Here is a 24,151-nt window from a genome sequence, read left to right as displayed (position 1 = left end):
GTTTAACATCACAAATTTCTTTAGTAACATTAATTTTAGGATTCACGTCTTAAATTTTAATAGATGCGTGATAATAATGGTCTATGGGACTGTTAACAAAATAGGTTTTTTAACGAAAATTAATAAGATTTTTGCCGGAATAGTTATTCATATTTCAAAAAAAATCTTATAATTTGCAGCAAAAAAGATTTTAATTAGCTTTAAAATTATTTTGTTAATAGTCCCATATATAAATATGTTTATTTTTTCTTCTTGTTTTGCTTAGGAATTTTATTTACGTGGTCATGAATATTACACCAAGTACTATCATTTACTTTTTGTTTGTTATAAAATGTGTCAATATTGTTTATATAATTTTCAAAATCTTTGTTCTCTTCTACTAATCTATTAGCCATATTCCAATCTATTTCCGGTCTTTCTCTAGCAGGAATTAATATCTTACTATCGTCAGGATTTTCTATATCCACTAAAATAAAGCCTATACCGTGCCTAGTACACAACATTTCGAGTTCATGTCTAGTATCATTTTGTTTACTTTCAATTAAATCAGCAGCAACTAAATAACCGTAATGTGCCCCTGATGAATTTGATAAAGCCTGAAAAAATATTCTTGTAAATTACTACGGTTGATTTTTGTTTTTACTTCAAAAGACCAAAGACGTGCTTGTTTTCCTGCATAATATTTAGTACAATCTTTAATTAGTAATCCCCATTTTTCATTAAGAACCTCCATACCTACCCAATCTAGATGTAGCCACTTATTACCTTTAGCACCTTGTTGATTTGAAAAAAAATTATGCTTAATAGGCATATTATGAATCTTCAATTTGTTTTGAAGATATAATGCAAGTGCATCACATACTTGTACTTCGGTTATTTTATCTTCTTTATTTGTATTTATTTTAGGTTCTGTGGCTTGTTCATTATTGACATAGTAATCAGGGTTTTGCGAATAATAAAACTTTAGTTTAGGTTTTAGCTCTATTCTATATTAGGTTCTTGTCTTCGCTCAGCAGAAAGCTTACTACCGCTAATTTCACCTGCATAAATTCCTATAATCTCCTTATCTTTTTCTTCTTGAGTCTTTGCTTCTAATAATCTCTTATTTGTACTTGCATTTGCTTTGAGTATTGCTGCTTCAAGGTGATTTTCTACAAGCCATTAAGCTATGCCATAAGAGGTAAATTTTTGATCTTCACGTTCTTTTAAAAAACCAATGATGGCATTCTTGCGATCAAATTCCATATTAAATATACTAATAATTGAAATACTATAAATATACATAGTTATTTTAAAAAATTTTAACTTTAAATTATCAATATTGATGATTTTATAAAGTATTATTTATTTATACTATGAGTAAATGAAAAGTAGGTAGACCAAGTTTAATTTGGAAAAGAGTAAGGCGTCTTGAAGCTGATGACCGCAGCGTACACTATAGTACGTGAGGATTATCATCAAGAGACTTTGTCGCCAATTTTTCAAATTAAACGAGTATGCTTTTCAAATTTGGAAAATAATGTTTTGAAGTTGTGAGTAGTAACATTTGCTACTTCTTTTGAGGTGATATTTTTGAGTTCAGCGACTTTCTCGGCGACATATCTAACAAAAGCCGGTTCATTTTGTTTGCCACGCATAGGGGTAGGAGCTAGGTAAGGTGAGTCAGTTTCGATTAGTAACCTATCAAGCGGTATATATTTAACTATTTCCTGCAAATCGGTTGCATTCTTGAAAGTTATAATCCCTGACATTGAAATATATAAACCGATATCTAGCAGTTTTTCTGCTAATTTTTTTGAAGAGGCAAAGCAATGTATTAAACCTGGAAATTTGCTGTTACGCATTTCTGAGGTTAAAATGTCAATAGTGTCTTCATCTGCTGCTCTTGTATGAACAATAACGGGCAGGCGTGTACTAGACGCCGCATGTATATGTGCTACAAACGAATCTTTTTGAAGTTTTTGATCGTAAGGCTGATGATAATAATCAAGCCCCGTTTCACCGATTCCAATCATTTTTGGATGGTTGGTAAGCTCTATTATTTCTGAAGCCGTAATTAGCATACTGCTTTCACTAACCTCACACGGATGCACACCAACGCTTGCAAAAATATTTTCATATTTTTCGGCTATTTCTAACACAATTGGGAAATCTTCAAGCTTAGTACAGATAGTTTGCATATATTGCACATTATTTTCTAATGCTCTTTGAATGACAGAATCTAAAAGCACCGTGTCATACCGTGGCTTGACCACGGTATCTAAAAAACAACTAGTATTAGTTGTTTTAATATTTTTACTGGATCCCGCTACGAACTCGCGGGATGACAAGTCAGTAAGTAAATTAAGATGACAATGTGAATCTATGAACATACTATAACACCGATGTCATTCCTACGGAAGCAGTAATCCAGTAAAAAACGAATATAAAAATCTAGTATATAGTTTATTAACAAGTTTATTAAAAAAATGGATTCCCGCTTTCGTGGGAATGATATAGAAGGAACTGGGAATGACATAACAAGATTCATATAACATCCCCCTCAAATCTCGGAAATATTATGGTAGGTTCTAAAATATTGCTACCTGCCCTTAAAGCATAATCACGTATTAAATGCTTAAATAGACGTTCTTCTTTATTTATCCCTAACTGATCTAGCATTTTATTTGCTGAACTCGGTATAAAAGGCTGAAGCATTATAGCAATATAGCGTAAAACTTCTAGTAAAGTGTATAACACTTCTAGCATTTTATCCGGATCGGTTTTTTTCAAATTCCAAGGTGCTTCACTATCAATATAGATATTTGCTTCTTCAGCTAGATTAATAATATTTTCAAGAATTTTATTAATCTCTGTTTTGTCCATCAATAAAATATTCTGCTCGGCAAATTTACTTGCGGTTTTTAAAATCGGTAGCTCATATATTTTATCTATAACGCTTTGCGTAAGAAGCGGCACTTTGCCTTCATTATTTTTATAAACAAAAGCTGTACTACGCTGTAATAAATTACCTATTTTGTTTGACAACTCACTATTAATACGGGTAATTAAATTACTACGAGTAAAATTGCCATCTGCACCAAAAGTTACTTCACGCATCAGAAAATACCTAACCTGATCAATACCGAATTTATTGATTAACTTAATCGGATCAATGGTATTACCAAGAGATTTAGAGATTTTCTGCCCCTCATTCATCCACCAACCATGAGCCATAATTGTTTTCGGTAGCGGAATTTCTGCAGCCATCAAAAAAGCAGGCCAATAGACAGTATGAAAACGCAATATATCCTTACCTACTACGTGTAAATCAGCCGGCCAGAACTTACCGTAACTACTTTGTTCATCAGGATAACCGAGTGCCGAAATATAATTAGCAAGTGCATCAAACCAAACATAAATCACGTGTTTTTCGTTATTTGGAACTGTTATACCCCAGTTAAAAGTAGTACGTGACACGGATAAATCTTTTAGACCTGATTTAACAAAGCTAATTACTTCGTTACGCCTTGATATAGGTCTGATAAAATCAGGGTTTGCTTCATAAAACTCAAGCAATTTATCTTGCCATTTTGAAAGATTAAAGAAATAGCTTGGTTCTTTAACCCATTCAACTGGAGCACCCGTCGGTGCTAAACCGTCACTCGTAAGTTCCGACTCATCAAAAAAAGCCTCATCTCGCACTGCATACCAACCTTCATAAAATCCTTCATAGATTGTACCGTTATCTAGTAATTTCTGCCAAAAAACAGCTACAGCTTCTTTATGTCTATTGTCCGTGGTCCTAATAAAATCATCATTAGAAATATGCATAACAGCCATCAGATGACGAAAACTCTTCGAGGTCTGATCGGTAAATTGTTGAGGATCAATATTTTTGTTAATAGCTGCTTTTTCTACTTTCTGCCCATGTTCATCGGTACCTGTTAAAAACATTACGTCGAAACCACGAAGTCGCATGAAACGAGCGATTACATCACTTGCAATGCTAGTATAAGCATGACCGATATGAGGAACATCGTTAACGTAATATATAGGGGTAGTAATGTAGTAAGTATTATTCATAAATGCTTTTTTATTAACTCATGTACTTCAAGTGGACTTAAATCTGACGCTCTAATTGTTTTTATTCTCTCAGGAAATCTATTACTTAATTCTTTAAAGCAATCATAGATTTTTGTATAAAAATCTATACCTCTTATGTCAAATTTATTGCTCATATTTCGTGAATTGACTCTCTTAATAGCAGCATCCGGCTCTACGTCAATAAAAAACGTAATATCCGGCATAAGAGAAGGCATTAAAGTTTTGTGCAGATTATAAACTAAATCTATGTCGTTTTCTAGCTCTAATCCTTGATAACATGCAGTCGAGTCAATAAACCTATCACATATTACGATATGTCCATCTTGCAGAGCCGGTATAATTTTCCGTGCCATATGATCATAACGTGCTGCCATAGCTTGCAAAAGCTCAGACATAGGTAATAATTCTTCATGCACTAGGATTGCACGCATTTTTTCGGCGACGGCAGTACCGCCGACTTCACGAGTTAAAATAACGGGAGTATTTTGAGATTTTAAATATTCATAGAGCATTTGAGATTGAGTAGATTTACCGATTCCCTCCCCTCCCTCAAATGTAATAAACTTTCCTTGTTTCAAATTATTCATTAATTACAATTACTTTAAGCTATAACTTTATAATCATATCTCTTAAAAAAATATTTACAAGGAAGATTACATACTTATATACTCCTACAAAATGAAGAGCAATTATACGAAGCTCAATTTGGAAAAGAGCAAGGCGTTTTGAAGCGTTTAACCGCAGCGTATATACTAGTACGTGAGGATTAAAAGCAAAAAACAATGAAGCCAATTTTTCAAATTCAGCGAGTATACATTATAAATTTTAAATTATTAATATATGAGCAATTCATTAAGCAGCAGGGATTTTTCTATCCTAATCGGTAATGCGATGGACCATTTTGATACTGCACTTTATGGGTTTCTTGCACCGTTACTTGCTGGTATTTTCTTTCCGAATCACGATAAAATTGTCGCCTTAATACTTACCTATAGTGTTCTTGCTACATCTTTATTTACACGTCCCATAGGCTCTTATTGTTTTGGCGTAATTGCTAAAAAATACGGCGTGGTTTTTGCTTTATCTCATTCTCTAATCGGAGTTGCTTTAACAACTAGCTTAATTGGTCTAATCCCCTCTCATACCCACATAGGCTGGCTTGCACCGCTATTATTAGTTGTGCTTAGAACGTTGCAAGGAGTATATTCTGAGGGCGAATGTGCTATTGCTAAATTATATATTCTAGAGAATAAAAACGAAAAAAAAGCGTTTAAAGCTTCTTACCTTTATCAAACCTCTACAATGCTTGGTATTATTCTTGCTTCATTTATCAGCACTATAGTTTTAAATGTAGAGTATAATGAATATTGGCGTTTATGTTTCATATTTGGCGGGCTTACGGCCCTTATAGGTTATTTTTTCAGGAAGAGCGAGGATATTATAGTAAGACCCTCATTGTCAAGCCACGGGATGACAATGAGGTCCTCTCCTCGCAATGACGTAGTATCATCGCTATTAGTCGACTTAAACACAATTTGGAACAATAAATTAAGTATCTTACGTATTAGTTTTGCCGTAGGTTTTGCATATATGACCTATATAGTGCCTTGCGTCTTTATGAATAGCTTTATTCCGCTTATCACTGATATATCGCTTGAAACAATGATGAAATTTAATACGGAGTTTCTGATTTTTGATATGATTATGATTCCGATAATTGGTCATCTAACAAAAAAATTCAATTACCTTAAAATATTAAGGGGTACTCTTATTATAATGAGTTTAAGCATCATTCCTTTATGGCTGTTCTTAAATAATTCGTCTATATGGTATGTTAATTTCGTACGTATTTGGATTATAATACTCGGTGTTGGCTTCTTAGCACCCTTGAATTGCTGGCTAAATAATTTGTTTAAAACTGCCGATAAATATATGTTAATAGGTATCGGCAGTAGTATAGGCTCTTCACTAATCGGACGCCTTACCCAGTCAATCGGCCTAATGCTTTGGCATGTAACCGGCATCTCTTTATCAATTGCGGTTTACATAACTGTAATATCAATGGTAACCTTATGGGCTGTTAGAGGAGTTATTGCACAGGTCAATGTCATTCCTGCATAGGCGTGGCTTTGCTTATAGTACCGGACAGTTTTTACTTTATGTCATTCCCGCAAAAGCAGGAATCCAGAAAAAAGCATAACTACAGCAAGCTTTTGAAATTAAAAGCTCGATTTATCTCGCTTTATGCTGGTACCAGCTTTTGCTAGTATGACATCCGGTAAGGTTGCTCTTAAGTTGACACTCGTGTGCTTTCGCAGGAATGACCTCAAGAATATTATTTAATCCCTAATAAGACTATTGTTAGGAAAAGAATTTAATAAAACACCATACTCAAAAGTACCCCGACATAATTATTAGCTCTGAACCTTGTCCTACAATCATCAGGATTTTTGATATCAAGAGTCGCTACTTGCAATATCAGTAAAATTAAAGCAGCTAAAATAGGTAAATAGTCGATATTACGGTTAGCTATCTTTGTTGCTAGGGTAAATAATAATATAAAACCTATATAGCATACATCAAGCCAAAATTTAGGATGCTTGTTCTCTAAATATATGCTTAAAGATTTCACTCCTATTTTCTTATCGTCTTTTATATCCATATATCCGTAAATCGTATCATAGCCGGTTGCCCAAAAACAGCATGCTAAATATATAATAATTACTGCTAAATCAAGTTTATCCTGAACTGCCGCATACGCTATTAATGCCCCTAGCTTAAAGGTAAATCCCATAAATATTTGCGGAAAGTAGGTAATACGTTTCGTTAGCGGATATAGGCTAATCATTATTACCGCAAAAAAACCTGTATATATGGCTGTTTTGTTTAAAAGTAGCAAGATACAAAGCGAGATAATACTAAGAATAAAAAGTATAAAAATAGCATAAGAAACAGATAAAGCACCGCTTGCTAAAGGTCGGTCTTTAGTCCTTGTAACATGTTTATCAAATTTTCTATCAAATATATCGTTAATAATACACCCGCTACTCCTGGTCGTTATACTACCTAAAATAAATAACGGTAATAAATAAGCTAATTCCGTGTTAGAAGGGTTTGCAAGCAGCAATCCAAATAAAGCAGGAAAAAAAACCAACAAATAAGCTACCGGCTTATCTACCCGCATTAATTTTAAAGTAAGTAAAAGTTTATTTGGCATTTCTATTTTTTTATTAATTCTTTAGCAAGTTCTGCTTTTAAGAGCTTATCTGTAAAGATATTGTAAAACTAATTAAATTCTTTTTTACTGCAAATTATAAGATTTTTTTGAAATAGGAATTGCTATTTTGTACAAATCTTATCAATTTTCGATAAAAAAGTTCTTTAATTATCAATTAAAATATTTTTACAGATAAGCTCTAGCTCTTCAATAGTTGGAAGTTCACTTTTTATCTCGTCAGGTAGATTTTCAGTTATTTTATACCCTGCAAGTCCAATAGGTTTACTTATATCACGCAATGCATATTCTACAAGTATATTATTTTTTGATTTGCATAAAATTAGCCCAATAGAAGGGTTATCGTTTGGATGCTTTAAAATACATCTACAACCGATAAATAAAAATGCATTTTACCAGCATATTCTGGTTTAAAATCCTTATCTTTAAGCTCAATTACTACAAAACAACGAAGTTTTAAATGATAGAATAATACATCAATATAGAAATCTTGTTCTACTATTTCTAAATGATATTGTCTGCCAACAAAAGCAAAACCAGCTCCAAGCTCAATTAAAAATTTTTCTATATGTTTAGTTAATTCTTTTTATACCTCTCTTTCCTGTGCTTCATTCCCTATACTTAAAAAATCACAAACATTATGGGTCTTTGAATGTATAATGTGCTAGATCAGATTGAGGAGAGGCTAATTTACTTTGAAAATTTGTTATTGCTTGTCCTTGTCTTTTATGTAACTCAAGTTCAATTTGCATAGTAAGTACACTACGTGACCAACAATGTTCAACAATTTTTTTCATATAAAAGATTTGGTATTTTCTATCTTTTACTTTATCTAGTAAAAGAACTATATGAAACCACGGCAATTGTGCAGCAACCTGCTGCACAAATTCTAAATTCCTATACTCTTCAGCAAAACGTCTCCTATATTTAAGGTTTCTGCTGCTAAAGCCTTTTATTTCAGGCAATGCATAATGTAGATCACGGCTTAAATTATCTATTACTTTCGCACCCCAACCGTATTTTTTCTGTCGTTTAAGAATTTCATTGCCTATATGATGATATAGCTTTATTAACTCACTATTTACTGACCTTGCAGCTTGATAACGACTTTTAGATACTTGAATTTTTAATTGCTCTACAAATTTTAAATACTCTGAATTAATGATATTTTTATCTATAAAATTTTTAGTTTAATAATTAATTAGCATTATATACATGGATTTTTATATTTTCAATTATAGGTTTATTATTTACTAAAAATTATTAGCAATAGTTCTATTGTCATAATCGCATATAACCTTTATAATAAGATTCCTGAATCAACTATAAAATCTATGCAAGAATTTCCGAAAAATTATAATTTTACAGAAAATGAAAAAAAATGGCAGCAAATTTGGCAAGAGCAGCAAATTTATGCGTATGATCCAAATATTTCAAAAGAAGAAACTTATGTAGTTGATACGCCGCCTCCAACAGTTTCAGGGCAGTTACATATCGGGCATGTTTACAGCTATACGCAAACGGATTTTATAGTACGATTTAAGCGTATGATCGGTAAAAATATCTTTTATCCTATGGGTTTTGACGATAATGGTCTACCAACCGAGAGACTTGTTGAAAAACAGAAGCAGATCAAAGCTTATAATATGGGCAGAGACGAGTTTATAAAAATTTGTGAAGAGGTAGTAGCAAGTGAAGAAGAGAAGTTTAGAAGCATATTTAACCAAATAGCTTTATCAGTTGACTGGAGTTTAGAGTACCAAACTATCAGTCCGTTATCACGAAAAATATCACAAATGTCTTTTCTTGATTTAGTTAAGAAAGGTAAAATTTATCGTAATGATCAGCCAATATTGTGGGATCCGGTAGATTGTACGGCTCTTGCTCAAGCCGATATTGAGGATAAGGAAAAAACCTCTTTCATGAATTATATTATTTTTAAAACTGAGCAAGGAGAGTCTCTTACTATAGCAACTACCAGACCTGAGTTATTGCCTGCTTGCGTCGCCGTATTTTATCACCCTGATGACAAGCGTTATAAGCATCTAGCAGGTAAATCAGCTATAACCCCGCTTTTTAATGGGCAAGTTCCGCTGCTTGCCTCTCCTTTAGTACAACAAGATAAAGGTACAGGTTTAGTTATGTGCTGTACATTTGGTAATCAAACGGATATTACTTGGTGGAAGACGCATAATCTACCTTTAAAAACTATTATCACTAAAAAAGGTACAATAAATTTCCATCACAATATTGCTATAGACGGTTTGCAAATTAAAGAAGCACGAATAAAAATAATAGATATTTTAAAAGAACAAGAGTTGCTTACTAAACAAGAAGAAATTACCCAAACCGTTAAATGTGCTGAGAGGTCTGGTGCTCCTCTTGAGATACTAACGGTGCCGCAATGGTTCGTTAAAACGATATCACATAAAGAAGCATTACTTAAAAGAGCAAACGAACTAAACTGGCGTCCTAACAATATGAAAGTTCGTTTAGAGAATTGGATTAATGCCATTAGTTGGGATTGGTGCATAAGTAGGCAGCGTTATTTTGGTGTGCCTTTCCCTGTTTGGTACTCTAAAAGAGTCGGCGAAGAAGGTAAGATTTTATATGCTGATATTTCGCAGCTACCTGTCGATCCCTTAAAAGATTTACCTATAGGTTATAGTAAGGAGGAAGTAGAGCCTGATTTAGATGTTATGGATACTTGGGCAACAAGCTCTGTTTCACCTCAACTTTCGACGCATGGTATCTCTGACAATTTCGCTGTTAATAAAGATAGACACGATAAATTATTCCCGATGGATTTAAGACCGCAAGCACACGAAATTATCAGAACTTGGGCATTTTATACTATCTTAAAAGCTCATCTACACCAAAATACTCTACCGTGGAAAAATATCATGGTAAGTGGTTGGTGTTTAGCTGAAGATCGAAGTAAAATGTCAAAATCTAAGGGCAATGTTTTAGTTCCTGAAAAGCTGCTAGAGCAGTACGGTTCCGATGTAATACGTTATTGGTCGGCAAATTCAAAACTAGGTGCTGATACCGCCTATTCTGAAGACTTTATGAAAAACGGCAAACGACTTGTTAATAAGTTGTGGAATGCCGCTAAGTTTGTTTCTATACATTTTGACAAACTGAAAGGTGAAGATAAAAAAGCAAGCTTGTTCGATATTAAAGAACACATCACTAATGAATTGGATCAGTGGATGATTAATAAGTTAGTGGAATTAGTTAACGCGGCAACAAATGAGTTACAAAACTATGAGTATGCAAATGCTATGCATCTGACGGAAAAGTTTTTTTGGGTAATATTTTGTGATAATTATTTAGAGATAAGTAAAACAAGAAGCTATGACGAGGCAAATAAAAACCCACAAGGACAATATAGTAGCATATTAACTTTATATCATGTGATGCAAATTTTACTGAAACTATTTGCACCGTTTATACCCCATATTACTGAAGAGTTATATCAGAGATTATATAGTGAGAATTCTATTCACGTTAAAGGTAACTGGGTTAATTACGGTGACTTAAACTATGGAATCGATGTAACACAATCGGAAGGATTAATTGAAATCCTAGATATCGTCAGAAAATTCAAAGCTGAGAAGAATCTATCTATAAAAGCTCCAATAAAATTGCTTGAAGTTAGCGGCATAGAATTATCTGAAGAGCTAACGGAAGATTTAAAAAACGTCACATCAGCAGAAGAAATACAATTTGAGGGCCAAGGTGATAAAATTAAAGTCAATGTTATCCTTTAAAAATATTATAGTCCTAATATTAATTATATTTGCCGGTATATTTTTTTATGCTTATATATTAGAACATGACTGGCAATATGTAACCTTAAGTGATGAACAAGTAAAAAAATATAGAATTAGCGAGACAAAAGCTATTGCCCTTTATCAGCTAATGAAAGATACTCATGAGCTACTTGATAAGAATAATATTAATTATTAGATAGAAGGCGGCACTCTGCTTGGAGCCGTTAGACATCAAGGTATAATTCATTTTGACGATGATTTAGACATCGGTATTATGTATGCAGACGAAATATTTCTGCAACAAATATTACTGCAATTTGAGCAACTCGGTTATACTGTTTCCTACGAGAGAGCTTATAATATATGCAAAAAAGCTTGTTTAGATATTTTCATTTTGCATAAAGAACAAGACAAATTTATATATACTAATTTAGCAGCTCGAGATAAGTATCCGAAGAGTTCATTTTATGATAATGAATTATATCCTTTAAAAAAATATAGATTCGGTAGTATAGAGGTTTATGGTCCCGCTGATCCTATAGGAAATCTAAATAGGCAATATCCAGAATGGGATAAGTATGCAGTGATAGAGCATTCCCATAGCTTACATTTACCTTTTTTATCTAATATCGAGAAAAAAACCAAATTTATATTAACGCCGGAATTATTAAAACCGGCTCAGCCATTCGGACCTCTAGAAGATAAAGTGAATATAGTCAATTCAGCTACATTTATTGGTATGTGCGAGGATATGGCTTATAATTAAATGTTGAAATGGTTAAGATTATTTCGATATAAGTAACAAAATAGTCATATGATTTACATTTGACTAAATTACCTTTTTTGCAAAAATTCATATCAAACAAATTGAGATAAGAAAGTAATAGCCGGCACTATCCATAACCCGGTTTATCAAAGCAAGAGCCCGAAATAGCTTGTTTATTTTGAACCACTTGAAAGCTAAATTCAGGTTTAAGTAATTCATGAAAATATTTTAAGCTTGAAGAAACGGTTTAGTCACTTACTTTTGCTTCCACTAAAATCCATGGTTGATTATCTTTTGTTATTACTAAATTGACTTCACGTTTTTTTTATCACGCAGATAGTATAAACCAAAATCACCAAACCCTGTTTCGTTCCAAAAATATACTGCTTTTAAAAAGTGAACAGCTACAAGATTTGCAAATCTCGCTCTTATATCTTTTATTTGCGACCAATCCCAAAGGTAAATTTTTGGCTCTTTTATCAAGCTCTTTACAACATTTTTAGACCAAGGTTTGATGGTAAAACAATAATAATGCTTTTCTAGCAAAGAGCGTCATCTTCTTATTATTTGGTCTGAAACCCTAACTTCGTTAGCAAGATTTGTATAGTTTATTAATGAACCGGCTTGTTCGTTTATAATGGTAGCAAGTAATTCTAACGCATAAATATTGTTTATATGTTCAGTATTTCTTACATCTTCTCTAAATAATTGCTCGAATCTTTGATTACTCCATATTCTATGAAATTTAGTGCTTGCTTTTAAATAACTTTCTGCAAATCCTCCAAAATTTATTAAAGCTTCAAATTCATCTATAGTGATATTTTGAGGGCTTTTTATATAATCAATGTTATTATCAAAATTTTTAGCTATTTCAGATACCGATAATGGATGCACGGTTAAATTTATATAACGCCCCATTAGGCTATCCGCCTTTTATATATATAATTTAGCACTACCTATTATAATAAATTCAATATGTTCTCCGAATTTATCATAAAATCCTTTTACAAGATTTTTCCAATCTTTATATTTATGAATTGCATCTAATATTAAACATGGTTTCTTATCGGATATAGTAGAAAGTAACTTTTCAAAAAGTTCTGTATGTTTATTTAAGATTTTATTTCTATATTCAAGATAATCCCAATTTAGGTAAATTGAATTGGGATTAGGCTTGATTACTTGTTTTGATATTGTCAGTCTTTCCTACCTGCCTTGCTCCGCTTATAAATACAAGTTTACCGTAATTTGTTAGATATTCTTCAACTTGCTTTTTATATAACCTATCCATTATAATATCTCTATAAGTGTTGCACCCACCGCTGTCATACCGTGGCTTGACCACGGTATCCATAAAAACAATAAAAAATACTAGTATTTTTTAACTGGATCCCGCGATCAAGTTAGCTAGGATGACAATCTACGGGTAATGCTATAAATTCATAAAAATATGATAAGTAAATGTCGAAATGGTTAAGACTGTTCCGATATTTATAACGAAATGGTCACATAAATTACAAAACATATGCCTTATTTATTACCGGTTACCGCAGCTATTCTGCTTATTTTACTAGCTTTAATCATTTTGTTTTATGTAAAAACTAAAACCTTAAAAATGCAACTACAATTCTTATCAGAGCAGAATTTAGAAATTAGCAATAACAACCAATTATTGAACCAAGAAAAAATAGGATGTTTGCAAAAAATTGAGCAATTGAAGTGCAAAGTAGAATATCAAGAACAGACTATTAAGGATTCAGAAAAAATAAGAGAAGAATCATTTGCATCGGCTAAAGCTGCTTTATTTGACCTTGGGAAAGATTTGTCCAAGCAATTAATAGAGATACATAAAATGGAAAACACGGCGTCAAGAGAGCTGGCCGAGAAAAATATCGCTACTGCTTCAGGAAAATTTAATAGCGAGTTTGAGAGGTTAATTACTATGGTAGGAGCATTATATAAAGATATAGAGCAATCAAAAGGTACAGTTGATTTGATAAAACAGTCGCTACTTTCTCCTATCGGTGCGGGGTTACTTGCTGAAATTACACTTGAGAATATCCTAAAATCGTCAGGCTTACGTCCTAACCTAGATTTCATTATGCAATACGGTCTAACTACAACAGATAGCGGGAAGCTAAGACCTGATGCTCTTATTTTTCTTCCTTCCGATAATTTAATGGTCATTGATTCCAAAGCTTCAAAGTTTCTAGTTGATGAGCAGGATAATAGTGGGAATCTTAGCAAAACTATGAATTATCATTTAAAATCTCTAGCTAATAAAGACTATGCTGCAAATATTTTAACTAATCTACACAAAAAGGATCAGAGCTTTAACAATGTTATTACTTTAATGTTTTTACCCACTGAACAAGCGGTCGAGAAAGTCATTGCAGCCGACCATGAATTTTTACAAAAAGCTTGGAGCTGTAATATCTTTCCCGTAGGACCTGCTGGGCTTATGAATATGCTATCATTTGCAAAATTTCAAATTACCGATCATCGTCGTTCAGAAAATTATAAGGTAATCATTGAAGAAGTAAGAAAGCTATTAAGCTCTATAGGTACTATGGCTGATTATTCTCAAAAGATCGGTAATAATCTACAAAATATGGTTACTAATTATGATAAATTTGCTGCCTCGTTTAATCGTAATTTTATGTCAAGAGTGAAGAACATTAACAAGCTTGGCATTGATTCAGGGAATAAAGCCATGCCTGCTACCTTAGAGCGTTATCAAATCGTTTCCTCTAAATCTGAGATTATCGAAGTAGAAGCAGCAAATCCACCACAAATAGAAGAAAAATTATAGAGGTATACTATAACTTTACCTATAATGCTCATAACGGATAATTTGTGCTGGATTCATACATATCCTTGCATTATGCTTAGAACGCATACACTCATGCAGATACACATGTTCTCAATCTTCTTTTATAGAATCGTAAAAACAGTTTTCGAAGAATTTTTTTATATGGCAAGACTCTTAAAACACGAATTTACCGGTAGTAAATCTGAATCCGGAGGATATATTTTCTGCATTAGAGCAAGGTTTGCCGTATCAAAATAACTCTTACCGGTTTTTAGGCTATACTCGTGTGGTGTATAGGAAAATTCTTCATTACGAAATGCGCAAGCATCATACATTTGCCCTTGATGGTTAAATATTCCGTTTGAGCATACAACAGCCCAACGATCAATTTTGCTAAAACTGTCTCATATTCCCCTAATATCAATACCGTAACCTATATCCATATCGAGAATAATTATTATATCATATCCGCTAGGAGCTTTATAGAAGTTCTGTTTTGGTTAAAACAGTCCTGTGATATAATTTTTACTTTATGATTTATTAACTGCCACAAGTTTAACATTAATTTTGTAGAATCGGTAGAATCATTTTCAAAAATTATTATTCCGTAATCTGAAAAAACTGTCCTATATATTCTATATGACGCATTGAGTTTGGTAAATGAGGAGCATTACTCCTTAGTAATGCTAGCAAAAACAACCTTATGTTTACTCATCTCCAACTTACCGACCTGCAGGTTTTCATCACTAATAACATCCAGTTTAGTAATTTTTGCTACAGGTAAAAATCTATAATTAAAAAAACGGATAAATAAAGAGTCGTACACATTTATTGTTCCCCAAATAATCATAAAAAAAGTATAACTTTATATACTCTCTACCCCCTAATGCTCCCGGCTTACAATATTATTATGCATATTAGCTACGTGTGTAAGGATTTGTTCCATAGTAAATTTATCGAGATAAATCTGATGAGCTTTTTTTTGCCTTTTCATAAGCTTCTTCAGGATGAGACTTAATCCATTCTAAATGCTGATTTATTTTAGAGTATATTTCCTCAGGAGATTTGTTTAAAGTTTCTATATATAATATATTATCACCAAAAGTTTCTTTTGCCCATGGCATTTCGTCAATAATTACCAATGCTGAAGAACTCACAAGTTCTAAAACTCGTCCGGAAGGAAAGTTGTCCATAATATAATCTTCTGAATGCAATGCTAAACCAATACCACTTTTTCTTATTGTATCAACAAATAACTGATCGTCATAAGGTATAAATCCTCTATAGGAATTAAGCAGTAACCAACCTGCTCTAGGACCATACATGTATACATCCTTACGTTTATCAAGTAGTTTATATAATTTTTTATATTTGAGACCAGAGCGAGTATTATCCTAATTATAACCACACATAAATAACCTCGAATAATTAATTTTAATAAACTCTGTTTTAGTTCGTGAAAACTTGAAATCAATTATAGGTATGGACATATCTTCATAATATTGATTAATTTTTTAAAAATCCGTAACAGCAAGCAATCCATCAGATTTAATAGGTTTAGGACAATAATAGGGAACCAAAGCAATATCTATCAAATATTTAGCATTATTTCTCAGACAAGAAAAATGTAAAATAAAATAGTGTCTAATATCCCCAACCTTACCAAAATCAGCTGCAGATATAGTAAAATCAGGATTAAATTGCCTAACTATACTATACATTCTTAAAATATCTATCGGATGCATATTAGTGCTTATTGAAATAAATAATGATGCCCACCCAAGATTATTCGCTGCTTGCTGTATCCTCATATAGGCCAAACGATCATGTCTGCATAATATTGCAATTCTGTAAGGAACATTTGGATTTTTAGGAAGCTGTACAGTATAACTGTACTTTTCTAACTGTTTCTGTAATCAAAGGGACAAAAATTATAATAAAGCCCCTGATATAGATCATTGCGATATATACCATTTTTTCAAGTAATATGCTGTATTAGAGATGTTGAATCTAGCAGGACAAAATGCCCTACTACAGAAGTGATATATTGTAATTTTAATATAGAGCTAACACCACAAAACTGGATAAATAGATTAAATAACATAGATATAGTTATTAATGTATCAGGTGTATTAACATCTAGTTATGCAATAATATTGAAAATGTTCATGTCAATGGTCCAAATGCTCTATTTAAGGCTTGCACCCTTACTAACATAAAAAGAATTATGCATATTGCAGCTCTTGGAATAGATGATGAAAAAAACACTGCTTATGCTTTAACTAAAAAAGCAACTGAAGAATATTTACAAAAATTAGAAAATATAGATTGGGTGATTTTACAGCCATCTCTTGTTTACGAAAGTGGTTATTACGGTGGTACCTCACTATTTAGGGATCTTGCAACATTACCGTATTTTATTCCTTTAATAGGCGATGGTTTACAACAATTTCAACCTATTCATATTGATGATTTAACGAAAGTAATTATTCACTGTATAGGAATGGAAGGAAAAATCCACAAATTATTAAAAATAGTTGGACCAGACATAGTTACCATGAAGGATATCTTGCTTGGATTTAGAAGATGGCTTGGAGTAATCCTGGAAGACTAATTAAAATTCCTCTAATATTCATTAAAATAGCAGCTAAATTAGGGAATTTTCTAAAAATAGGACCTATTAATTCTACTGCGTATAATATATTACTTCAACCTAATATTGCTGATAAAAAAGATTTTATCGATTTTACTTCTATAATCCCTAGAAACTTGCAACAAGGTTTTGCAACCAAACCTTTAACCGTACAATCCATATGGCACGCTAGGCTTTATTTGCTAAAACCTGTGATAAAAATTGTCTTAGGGTTATTTTGGATCATGACAGGAATTATTTCAAGCATTTTTGCTGATGATGCTAGTATGCAAATTATAATATCACTAGGATTTAATAAACAAATAGCACCTTACATATTATATGGAAGCTGCTTTACGGATATTATTCTTGGCATGCTACTAATTATCAAAAATAAAATAAGTAGAATATGTAGTTTACAAATTTTATTAATACTAACTTATACTCTACTATTAACATATCTTAAGCCAATATTGTTGCTAGATCCGCTTGGTCCGATATTTAAAAATATTCCAATAATATTACTTACTTTAGTATTAATGGCGATAGAACGAGATAAATAATGGATTATCTTTTTATAAAAACTATTCATATTATTAGCTCTACCATTCTATTTGGTACTAGAATCGGTACTGCTTTTTTTATGTGGTGGGCAAATAAAACCGGCGATTTGAATGCAAAGGCATATGTAGCTCGCACTACAGTTATAGCTGATCTTCTTTGTACTACTCCAACTGTGATAATTCAACCGGTTAGCGGCATAATATTATAAATATGCTTGGCTATAATTATTCTAATTTATGGCTTATCTTAACTTATATCGGATATATAATCGCCGGTAGTTGTTGGCTTCCGGTGGTATGGATTCAAATTCAACTACGAAATATGGCACTTGAAACATAAAAACAGTGAACTCCCCTACCGGAAAAATATTATAAATTATTTAAATTATGGTTCTACCTAGGCTGGCAAGCATTTATCAGTTTGATTATTATTTTTTTCTTAATGGTATTTAAACCGTTATAATACTAGTTTAGGATAACTATTCGGTGTCATCCCGTGGCTTGACCACGGGATCCAGTTAAAAATACTAAAATTATTGGTACTTTAAGCTGTTTTTTAGATACCGTGGTCAAGCCACGGGATGACACCGAATGCGTTTTGCGATACACGTAGGCAACCCGTAAGAATTACATAGAGAGGAAACAATATTTACGCCGGTATATCTTCAATAATCGGTTGTTTTTTGTTTGATTTTGTAGAAATAAGAGAGGTCATTATCGGTTCTACTAAGCCGTTAACTACCTCTTTTGTAATAGTAACACGCTGTTTTTTTAGCTCAGCAACTTTATACATACTATCAAGCAAAAGATGCTCAAGTATTGAACGAAGCCCTCTTGCTCCAGTCTTTTTAGCTAAAGCTTTTTCAGCAATAGCTTCTAGTGCAGAATTCTCAATTACAAGCTCAGTATCATCAAGCTCAAATTGTTTCTTATATTGCTTTACTATGGCGTTCTTAGGCTTAGTGAGAATTGTAATTAAAGCTTCTTTGTCTAACTCATCTAAAGTAGTCACGATAGGTAACCTACCGATAAATTCAGGGATTAAACCGAATTTAGTTAAATCCTCAATCTCTAGGGATTTAAGAATCTCACTATTATTTTTCTCTTTATCTATATTTACATTAGCTGCAAAGCCTATAGAACTATGATTAGTTCTTGAGGTTATAATGCTATCAACCCCCATAAAAGCACCACCACAAATAAATAAGATATTTGAAGTATCTAACTGTACGAAATCTTGTTGCGGGTGTTTCCTACCGCCTTGAGGAGGCACGGAAGCAACTGTTCCTTCCATAATTTTAAGTAATGCCTGCTGTACTCCTTCGCCCGATACATCCCGTGTAATAGAAGGATTCTCCAATTTACGGGCAATTTTATCAACCTCGTCAATATAAATTATACCTTTTTGTGCTTTTGCTATATTAAACTCAGCTGCTATCAATAAGCGTAGTAATATATTCTCAACATCTTCACCGACATAACCGGCTTCCGTTAAAGAAGTAGCATCCGCTATAGTAAAAGGTACGTCTAGAATTTTAGCAAGCGTTTGAGCAAGTAAAGTTTTTCCTGAACCGGTAGGACCAATCAATAAAATATTTGACTTATTAAGCTCAACATCATTATTGCCGGATTGTACATATTCAAGTCTCTTATAATGGTTATAAACCGCTACTGCTAAAATCTTTTTAGCTTGGTCTTGCCCAACTACGTAATCGTTTAGAATTGCACATATTTTTTGCGGCGTTGGAATTGAAGAAGTAATTTGCTTTAACGCAACTTTACTTTCTTCTTTCATAATATCCGTACATAAATCTATACATTCATCACAAATAAATACTGCAGGACCTGCTATCAGTTTTTTTACTTCATGTTGTTTTTTACTACAAAACGAACAAATCAATTCTTTTTTATCAGCTTCTACTACCATTAACTTTCTTTTTTATGTTTATACTCACTGTCATCCCGTGGCTTGACCACGGGATGACAGTACAATTCATACAACCCTACCATACATATAATAATCTTTATGCTCATTTGCAACTATTTCGTATTTCTTAAGGATTCCCTCCCTAGCAAAACCGCATCTCTCAAGAAGATTAATTGAACGAAAATTATCAGTAATTACTGTTGCTTGGACTCTTACAATGCCTATATAATCAGCAAATTTTAAAATATTCTTTATAGATTTTAACATCATACCTTGACCCCAAAAATTAGGATCTAGATCATAACTTATCTCTGCTCTATGATGTTCTAGATTTATTATATTAAAACCGGCAGTACCTATTAATTTATTATCGTCTTTAAGGGCAATTCCCCAATAAAAGCTTCTATGATTTTTATATAAACTAGACCAATAACGTATTTCTTCTCTAGCTTCTTCTAAGTCTTTAGGTCTATTACTATCAGTTATATAAATAGCCATGTCCGACTTACTCATATAATTAAAATAATCTTGTACATCACTTTCCGCTAATTCCCTTAGTACTATATTTTCTAAATCAAGTACAGGAAAAGGAGCATATAAATATCCTCTATCTATCATAATACTTCAAGTCGTTATACTTGCTTGTATTTCATATTTTGATAGGCGAGTGAGCGGGAGCATACACATAGTACGTGAGCATCACGAGTCCTTGATAAAATGAAAGAGCAATTCTTGAAATACAAGCAGTATTTATCATACATATTTAATTGGGTCTTGTATATTATTCTTTTTAAAAGCATCAAGCCTTATCCTACAAGCAAGGCAATTACCGCAAGATGAATCATCTTCAGTAGGTTCATAACATGATATAGTATTTTTGTAATCTACACCAAGCTTAAGACCGGTTCTAATTATTTGCTCTTTAGTCATATCAATTAAAGGCGTATGAATAGTAATTTTTTTACCCTGTATGCCCATACTGGTTGCTAAATTTGCCATTTTTTCAAAAGATTTAATATATTTAGGACGACAATCAGGATAATTTGCCGAATCGCTTGTATGCACACCTATAAAAATATCTTTTTCTCCTATTACTTCTGCATACCCTAGTGCATAGCTTAAAAATATCGTATTACGAGCAGGCACGTAAGTAACCGGCACATCTTCAGGTAGTTCGTTTACATCGTGATAATGCGGAACATCTATATTATCATCGGTTAAAGCAGAACCACCGAAAGCTCGTAAATCTATATCAACAATCTTATGCTGCTTGACGTTATATTCTTTTATAAGCTCCTTAACTTTCCGAAGCTCTGCATTATTACATTGTCCGTAATTAAAACTCATAGCATGAATTTCATACCCCATTTCTCTTGCTATCGCAAGAACCGTAGCAGAGTCTGCCCCACCGCTAACTAGAATAACTGCTTTTTTCATTGTTTACCGATAAAGTTAATTTTTGAGATACTAGAGCATTTAAACTAATTTTTGCTCTAAGTGCTTCAAGTACTAAAGCTCGATGCACACGTTTATCTACTCTAACATTAAACTGCCCGCTATACTCTTTCCTAAAGGGTGCTAAAGGAATAGATTGATTATGACTTATATAACTTTCTTTCATTAAAGTCCAAGCTTGTTGTAATTCTTGTAGTGCTTTTTCAGGCGAATTGCCAAAAGCCGATACGTTCGGTAGCTCTTCAAATCTTGCTAGCCAATCTCCATCCTGATCTTTAAAAAGCTCTATAGTAAACCCGTCAAATGCGTCATTTGTTTTCATCTTCATTTCCTTTTTCAAAGTTTAAAAATTGTCAAACTTGATATTCTTTTGCCATATTTCCAAAAGTTTGAATAGATAATCTATCTCCTTTTGGTAAGTACCAAATCTGATGGCTACCTTTTTGTCTATCTTTAATCCAACCACACTGAATCATTAAAGTATGAAATTCAGAGACACTGAATCCTTTAGGATTTTGTTTAGCTTTATTTATAAGTGTTATATACTGATTCATATTGTAACTATATATAGTTACAATATATAAGTCAAATGTTAATACGATAAATATTCTTGACTAAATCCTTCTGATAATCTAAATTTACGTTGTTAATTTATGGCGGGTGTAGCTCAGTTGGTTAGAGCATCAGGTTGTGGTTCTGAGGGTCGCGGGTTCGAAACCCGTCACTCGCCCCATATTTTTGGATTGTTGCCGTCATTGCGAGGAGCGAAGCGACGCGGCAATCTAGCACAAATGTCCTGAGATTGCCACACTCTTTTTAGTCACTTGCAATGACATTTTTTCTTATGGATATCAAACTTTTATGTAGAATGATTAAGTATTTAAAGTTCTATAAAAAAGACTTGATCATCGTTATGATTTCTTTACTTAGCGTATCAGCTTCATTATTACTAATCGGTAGTGTTTTTAGGAATTTAGTTGATAACGGCTTAAGCCAAGGCCATATTTTATCGGTTGATAAATCTATATTATATATTTGTTTATTAATTATCATCTTAAGTATTGCTAGTTTTTTCCGTTCATATTTTATCAATAATATTGCTGAAAAGGCAGTTAATCAAATAAGAAAAGATGCTTATAGTAATTTAATGAATTATGAAATTGAAGAGTTTGAAGAACTAAAAATCGGCGATATAATTTCACGCCTAACAAATGATATAGATCAAATATCTACGCTCATAGTTAATTTCTTATCTTTTTTTATTCGCAATTCAGTGATGTTAATTGGCGGCGTTACTTTAATGTTTTTTGAAAGCTTTAAACTCGCTTCTATAGTAATTATTACCATTCCTATCTTATTAATGCCTTTAATTAAATTCGGCAAGCATGTTAAGGCTTTATCTAAAAAAGCTCTAGAATCTAAGTCACTTTTAGCATCGGATATTGATGAAACTTTTAATAATATTAGAACTATCTATGTTTTTAACAATCAAACAAATAAAATTGCCGCTTTTGATACTAAACTACAAAACTATTTAACATACTGCAAAACCCGTTTAAAAATTCGTGCTTTATTCTTTGCAATTTCAATAGCCGTTATATTTCTTGCAATTACTTTAGTTGTTTGGATTGGAGCTTTGGATATAGTCAAAGGGAATTTATCTGCAGGACAAATTATATCGTTTATTTATTATGCAATTATTGCCGGAGTTAGCTGCAGCAGCATTTTTGAGCTACTAAGCGAAATACATTTGCCTGTTACAGCCCTTGAGCGAATAATTAAAATTATAGATAAGACGCCTATAACACATAATAATTATTTAGAGTTAAATAATGCCGACGCAGTATCAATAGAATTTAGAAATGTTGATTTTACCTATCATTCAAGACCTAATTTAAGAATTATCCATAATATGTCTTTTAAGATCAATTCTAATAAGTTTGTTGGTATTGTAGGAAGATCAGGCGGAGGAAAAAGTACTTTGATGCAGTTATTGCTAAGTTTTTACCGGCAAGAAAGCGGTACTATTTTTATTAACGATCAAGATATAACTCTCTTAAATCCTACTGAAATTCGTACATTAATTGCCTATATTCCTCAAGAAGCTAGCATTTTTTCCGGCACTATAAGGTCTAATATTATATTCGGTAATAATGAAGCAAACGACGACGAAATAAATGAGATACTAAAAATTACCGGAATAGAAGAATTTTCTGCTACACTTCATGACGGCATCAATGCTAAAATAGGTGAAAAAGGCGTTCGATTATCAGGAGGACAAAAACAAAGGATAGCCATTGCTAGAGCATTACTACATAAACCACAAATCCTACTTCTTGATGAAGCAATGAGTGCTTTAGATACGATGAGCGAGCAGAAATTATTAAATTCTATAAGAAACATAATGAAAGGAAAAATTATTATATCAATTGCCCACCGGATTAGTAGTATAGAATCTGCTGATAATATCTTAGTAGTAGATAAAGGCGAAATAGTTGCTGAAGGATCACATAATAATTTATCTAAAAACTCAGAAATCTATCGCAATATTTGCAGAGAACAGTTAACAGTATAAAGGGCTATGTCATTGTTGCGTGGAATACCACCCCGTCATTGCGAGCAGTCATAGACTGCGTGCAATCTAGAAAAAGATTAAAAAAATTCTGTAAATCAGAATTTTTTATTAGATTGCTTCGTCAATTGCTATGCAATTTCCTTGCAATGACGAATAAACCGGTCCACTCAACAATACCTCACGGGTATGACAATACAGCATATAATTGATATATTTGTCACAATAAAAGTTCTATTAGTATAAAAAATTTAAATGTTTAATATAATTTAGCTTGAAAGCTACTGTAGCCTTGTTATAATCGCAATTACAAAATAAAAAAGGTTT

Annotated in this window: 24 protein-coding genes, 1 tRNA gene and 3 pseudogenes; 9 read left to right on the top strand and 19 right to left on the bottom strand. The window is 32.5% G+C overall.

The annotated features are described in order from the left end of the window. Positions 1-239 precede the first annotated feature (239 nt). The 5 genes from ACKTSD_RS02750 to tmk all read right to left on the bottom strand — a co-directional run bounded on the left by ACKTSD_RS02750 (position 240) and on the right by tmk (position 4,673). On the bottom strand, positions 240-503 hold the full coding sequence (locus ACKTSD_RS02750) for a hypothetical protein (RefSeq protein WP_412707894.1): 264 nt from the start codon (positions 501-503) through the stop codon (positions 240-242). Between the two features lie 53 nt (positions 504-556). Next, entirely contained in the window at positions 557-811 is a 255-nt protein-coding gene (locus tag ACKTSD_RS02745) for a hypothetical protein (RefSeq protein ID WP_412707893.1), read from the bottom strand. A gap of 670 nt (positions 812-1,481) precedes the next feature. Continuing rightward, complete coding sequence (locus ACKTSD_RS02740; protein WP_412707892.1) at positions 1,482-2,372, bottom strand: TatD family hydrolase; 891 nt, start codon at positions 2,370-2,372, stop codon at positions 1,482-1,484. A 154-nt stretch (positions 2,373-2,526) separates the two neighbouring features. Continuing rightward, entirely contained in the window at positions 2,527-4,065 is a 1,539-nt protein-coding gene (metG, locus tag ACKTSD_RS02735) for a methionine--tRNA ligase (protein WP_412707891.1), read from the bottom strand. Further along, on the bottom strand, positions 4,062-4,673 hold the full coding sequence (tmk, locus tag ACKTSD_RS02730) for a dTMP kinase (RefSeq protein WP_412707890.1): 612 nt from the start codon (positions 4,671-4,673) through the stop codon (positions 4,062-4,064). Before tmk ends, metG begins: the two co-directional genes overlap by 4 nt. A 253-nt stretch (positions 4,674-4,926) precedes the next feature. Between tmk and ACKTSD_RS02725 the strand changes: the two genes are divergently transcribed. Beyond that, a complete protein-coding gene (locus ACKTSD_RS02725) occupies positions 4,927-6,207 on the top strand; it encodes an MFS transporter (RefSeq protein WP_412707889.1) in 1,281 nt (426 codons plus the stop codon). Positions 6,208-6,460: 253 nt separating this feature from the next. Here ACKTSD_RS02725 and ubiA read toward each other — a convergent pair whose 3' ends face one another. Then, positions 6,461-7,303 (bottom strand): 4-hydroxybenzoate octaprenyltransferase, encoded by an 843-nt coding sequence (gene ubiA / locus ACKTSD_RS02720; protein ID WP_412707888.1) that lies wholly within the window; start codon positions 7,301-7,303, stop codon positions 6,461-6,463. 164 nt (positions 7,304-7,467) lie between these two features. Beyond that, positions 7,468-8,499 (bottom strand): annotated as a pseudogene (locus ACKTSD_RS02715) (PDDEXK nuclease domain-containing protein). Positions 8,500-8,655: 156 nt separating this feature from the next. Here ACKTSD_RS02715 and ACKTSD_RS02710 point away from each other — a divergent pair. Next, on the top strand, positions 8,656-11,094 hold the full coding sequence (locus tag ACKTSD_RS02710) for a valine--tRNA ligase (protein WP_412707887.1): 2,439 nt from the start codon (positions 8,656-8,658) through the stop codon (positions 11,092-11,094). Then, a pseudogene (locus tag ACKTSD_RS02705) lies at positions 11,063-11,863 on the top strand (LicD family protein). The gene ACKTSD_RS02710 and the pseudogene ACKTSD_RS02705 overlap by 32 nt, the downstream one beginning before the upstream one ends. A 303-nt stretch (positions 11,864-12,166) precedes the next feature. On the opposite strand, the gene ACKTSD_RS02700 reads toward ACKTSD_RS02705, so the two are convergent. Genes ACKTSD_RS02700 through ACKTSD_RS02685 form a run of 4 tightly spaced genes read right to left on the bottom strand, consistent with a single transcriptional unit; the run spans position 12,167 to position 13,217 of the window. Then, complete coding sequence (locus tag ACKTSD_RS02700; RefSeq protein WP_412707886.1) at positions 12,167-12,409, bottom strand: hypothetical protein; 243 nt, start codon at positions 12,407-12,409, stop codon at positions 12,167-12,169. Positions 12,410-12,415: 6 nt separating this feature from the next. After that, positions 12,416-12,781: a DUF8612 domain-containing protein gene (locus tag ACKTSD_RS02695; protein WP_412707885.1), complete on the bottom strand. Its 366-nt coding sequence runs from the start codon at positions 12,779-12,781 to the stop codon at positions 12,416-12,418. 15 nt (positions 12,782-12,796) lie between these two features. Further along, positions 12,797-13,021, bottom strand: a complete 225-nt coding sequence (locus tag ACKTSD_RS02690; protein ID WP_412707960.1) for an AAA family ATPase — start codon at positions 13,019-13,021, stop codon at positions 12,797-12,799. Positions 13,022-13,031: 10 nt separating this feature from the next. Continuing rightward, positions 13,032-13,217, bottom strand: a complete 186-nt coding sequence (locus ACKTSD_RS02685) for a hypothetical protein (protein WP_412707884.1) — start codon at positions 13,215-13,217, stop codon at positions 13,032-13,034. A gap of 171 nt (positions 13,218-13,388) precedes the next feature. Between ACKTSD_RS02685 and ACKTSD_RS02680 the strand changes: the two genes are divergently transcribed. Then, positions 13,389-14,675: a DNA recombination protein RmuC gene (locus tag ACKTSD_RS02680; protein ID WP_412707883.1), complete on the top strand. Its 1,287-nt coding sequence runs from the start codon at positions 13,389-13,391 to the stop codon at positions 14,673-14,675. Positions 14,676-14,833: 158 nt separating this feature from the next. On the opposite strand, the gene ACKTSD_RS02675 is transcribed toward ACKTSD_RS02680, so the two are convergent. From ACKTSD_RS02675 to ACKTSD_RS02665, 3 genes are all read right to left on the bottom strand, one after another. Next, positions 14,834-15,010: a hypothetical protein gene (locus ACKTSD_RS02675; protein ID WP_412707882.1), complete on the bottom strand. Its 177-nt coding sequence runs from the start codon at positions 15,008-15,010 to the stop codon at positions 14,834-14,836. Between the two features lie 618 nt (positions 15,011-15,628). Continuing rightward, positions 15,629-16,000 carry a hypothetical protein gene (locus tag ACKTSD_RS02670; protein ID WP_412707881.1) on the bottom strand — a complete coding sequence of 124 codons (372 nt, stop codon included), beginning with the start codon at positions 15,998-16,000 and terminating at the stop codon, positions 15,629-15,631. Between the two features lie 189 nt (positions 16,001-16,189). After that, entirely contained in the window at positions 16,190-16,486 is a 297-nt protein-coding gene (locus tag ACKTSD_RS02665; RefSeq protein ID WP_412707880.1) for a hypothetical protein, read from the bottom strand. A gap of 416 nt (positions 16,487-16,902) precedes the next feature. Here ACKTSD_RS02665 and ACKTSD_RS02660 point away from each other — a divergent pair, with 416 nt between their 5' ends. The 3 genes and pseudogenes from ACKTSD_RS02660 (at position 16,903) to ACKTSD_RS02650 (ending at position 18,333) form a co-directional block, all read left to right on the top strand. Further along, positions 16,903-17,289 (top strand): Rossmann-fold NAD(P)-binding domain-containing protein, encoded by a 387-nt coding sequence (locus ACKTSD_RS02660; protein ID WP_412707879.1) that lies wholly within the window; start codon positions 16,903-16,905, stop codon positions 17,287-17,289. Next, the gene (locus ACKTSD_RS02655; protein ID WP_412707878.1) at positions 17,262-17,870 is read left to right on the top strand and encodes a DoxX-like family protein; all 609 of its coding nucleotides are present in this window, start codon (positions 17,262-17,264) and stop codon (positions 17,868-17,870) included. Before ACKTSD_RS02660 ends, ACKTSD_RS02655 begins: the two co-directional genes overlap by 28 nt. Next, positions 17,870-18,333, top strand: a pseudogene (locus ACKTSD_RS02650) (DUF2269 family protein). The gene ACKTSD_RS02655 and the pseudogene ACKTSD_RS02650 overlap by 1 nt, the downstream one beginning before the upstream one ends. Positions 18,334-18,519: 186 nt before the next feature. On the opposite strand, the gene clpX reads toward ACKTSD_RS02650, so the two are convergent. The 5 genes from clpX to ACKTSD_RS02620 all read right to left on the bottom strand — a co-directional run bounded on the left by clpX (position 18,520) and on the right by ACKTSD_RS02620 (position 21,806). Next, positions 18,520-19,797, bottom strand: coding sequence for an ATP-dependent Clp protease ATP-binding subunit ClpX (clpX, locus tag ACKTSD_RS02640; RefSeq protein WP_412707877.1), 1,278 nt, complete (start codon positions 19,795-19,797; stop codon positions 18,520-18,522). Positions 19,798-19,863: 66 nt separating this feature from the next. Beyond that, positions 19,864-20,415 (bottom strand): GNAT family N-acetyltransferase, encoded by a 552-nt coding sequence (locus ACKTSD_RS02635; RefSeq protein WP_412707876.1) that lies wholly within the window; start codon positions 20,413-20,415, stop codon positions 19,864-19,866. Positions 20,416-20,550: 135 nt separating this feature from the next. Beyond that, positions 20,551-21,234 (bottom strand): 7-cyano-7-deazaguanine synthase QueC, encoded by a 684-nt coding sequence (gene queC / locus ACKTSD_RS02630; protein WP_412707875.1) that lies wholly within the window; start codon positions 21,232-21,234, stop codon positions 20,551-20,553. Continuing rightward, on the bottom strand, positions 21,209-21,574 hold the full coding sequence (locus ACKTSD_RS02625) for a toxin-antitoxin system HicB family antitoxin (RefSeq protein ID WP_412707874.1): 366 nt from the start codon (positions 21,572-21,574) through the stop codon (positions 21,209-21,211). The genes queC and ACKTSD_RS02625 overlap by 26 nt, the downstream gene beginning before the upstream one ends. A 31-nt stretch (positions 21,575-21,605) precedes the next feature. After that, complete coding sequence (locus ACKTSD_RS02620) at positions 21,606-21,806, bottom strand: type II toxin-antitoxin system HicA family toxin (protein ID WP_412707873.1); 201 nt, start codon at positions 21,804-21,806, stop codon at positions 21,606-21,608. A 102-nt stretch (positions 21,807-21,908) separates the two neighbouring features. On the opposite strand from ACKTSD_RS02620, the gene ACKTSD_RS02615 reads away from it, so the two are divergent. Next, a tRNA-His gene (locus ACKTSD_RS02615) sits at positions 21,909-21,985 on the top strand. 111 nt (positions 21,986-22,096) lie between these two features. Beyond that, positions 22,097-23,827 (top strand): ABC transporter ATP-binding protein, encoded by a 1,731-nt coding sequence (locus tag ACKTSD_RS02610; RefSeq protein WP_412707958.1) that lies wholly within the window; start codon positions 22,097-22,099, stop codon positions 23,825-23,827. Positions 23,828-24,151 lie beyond the last annotated feature (324 nt).

Source organism: Candidatus Rickettsia kedanie, from assembly GCF_045865205.1.
Lineage (GTDB): Bacteria > Pseudomonadota > Alphaproteobacteria > Rickettsiales > Rickettsiaceae > Rickettsia > Rickettsia australis.
The sequence above is the reverse complement of the archived record's forward strand: the minus strand, read 5'-3'. Positions and strand labels throughout refer to the sequence as shown.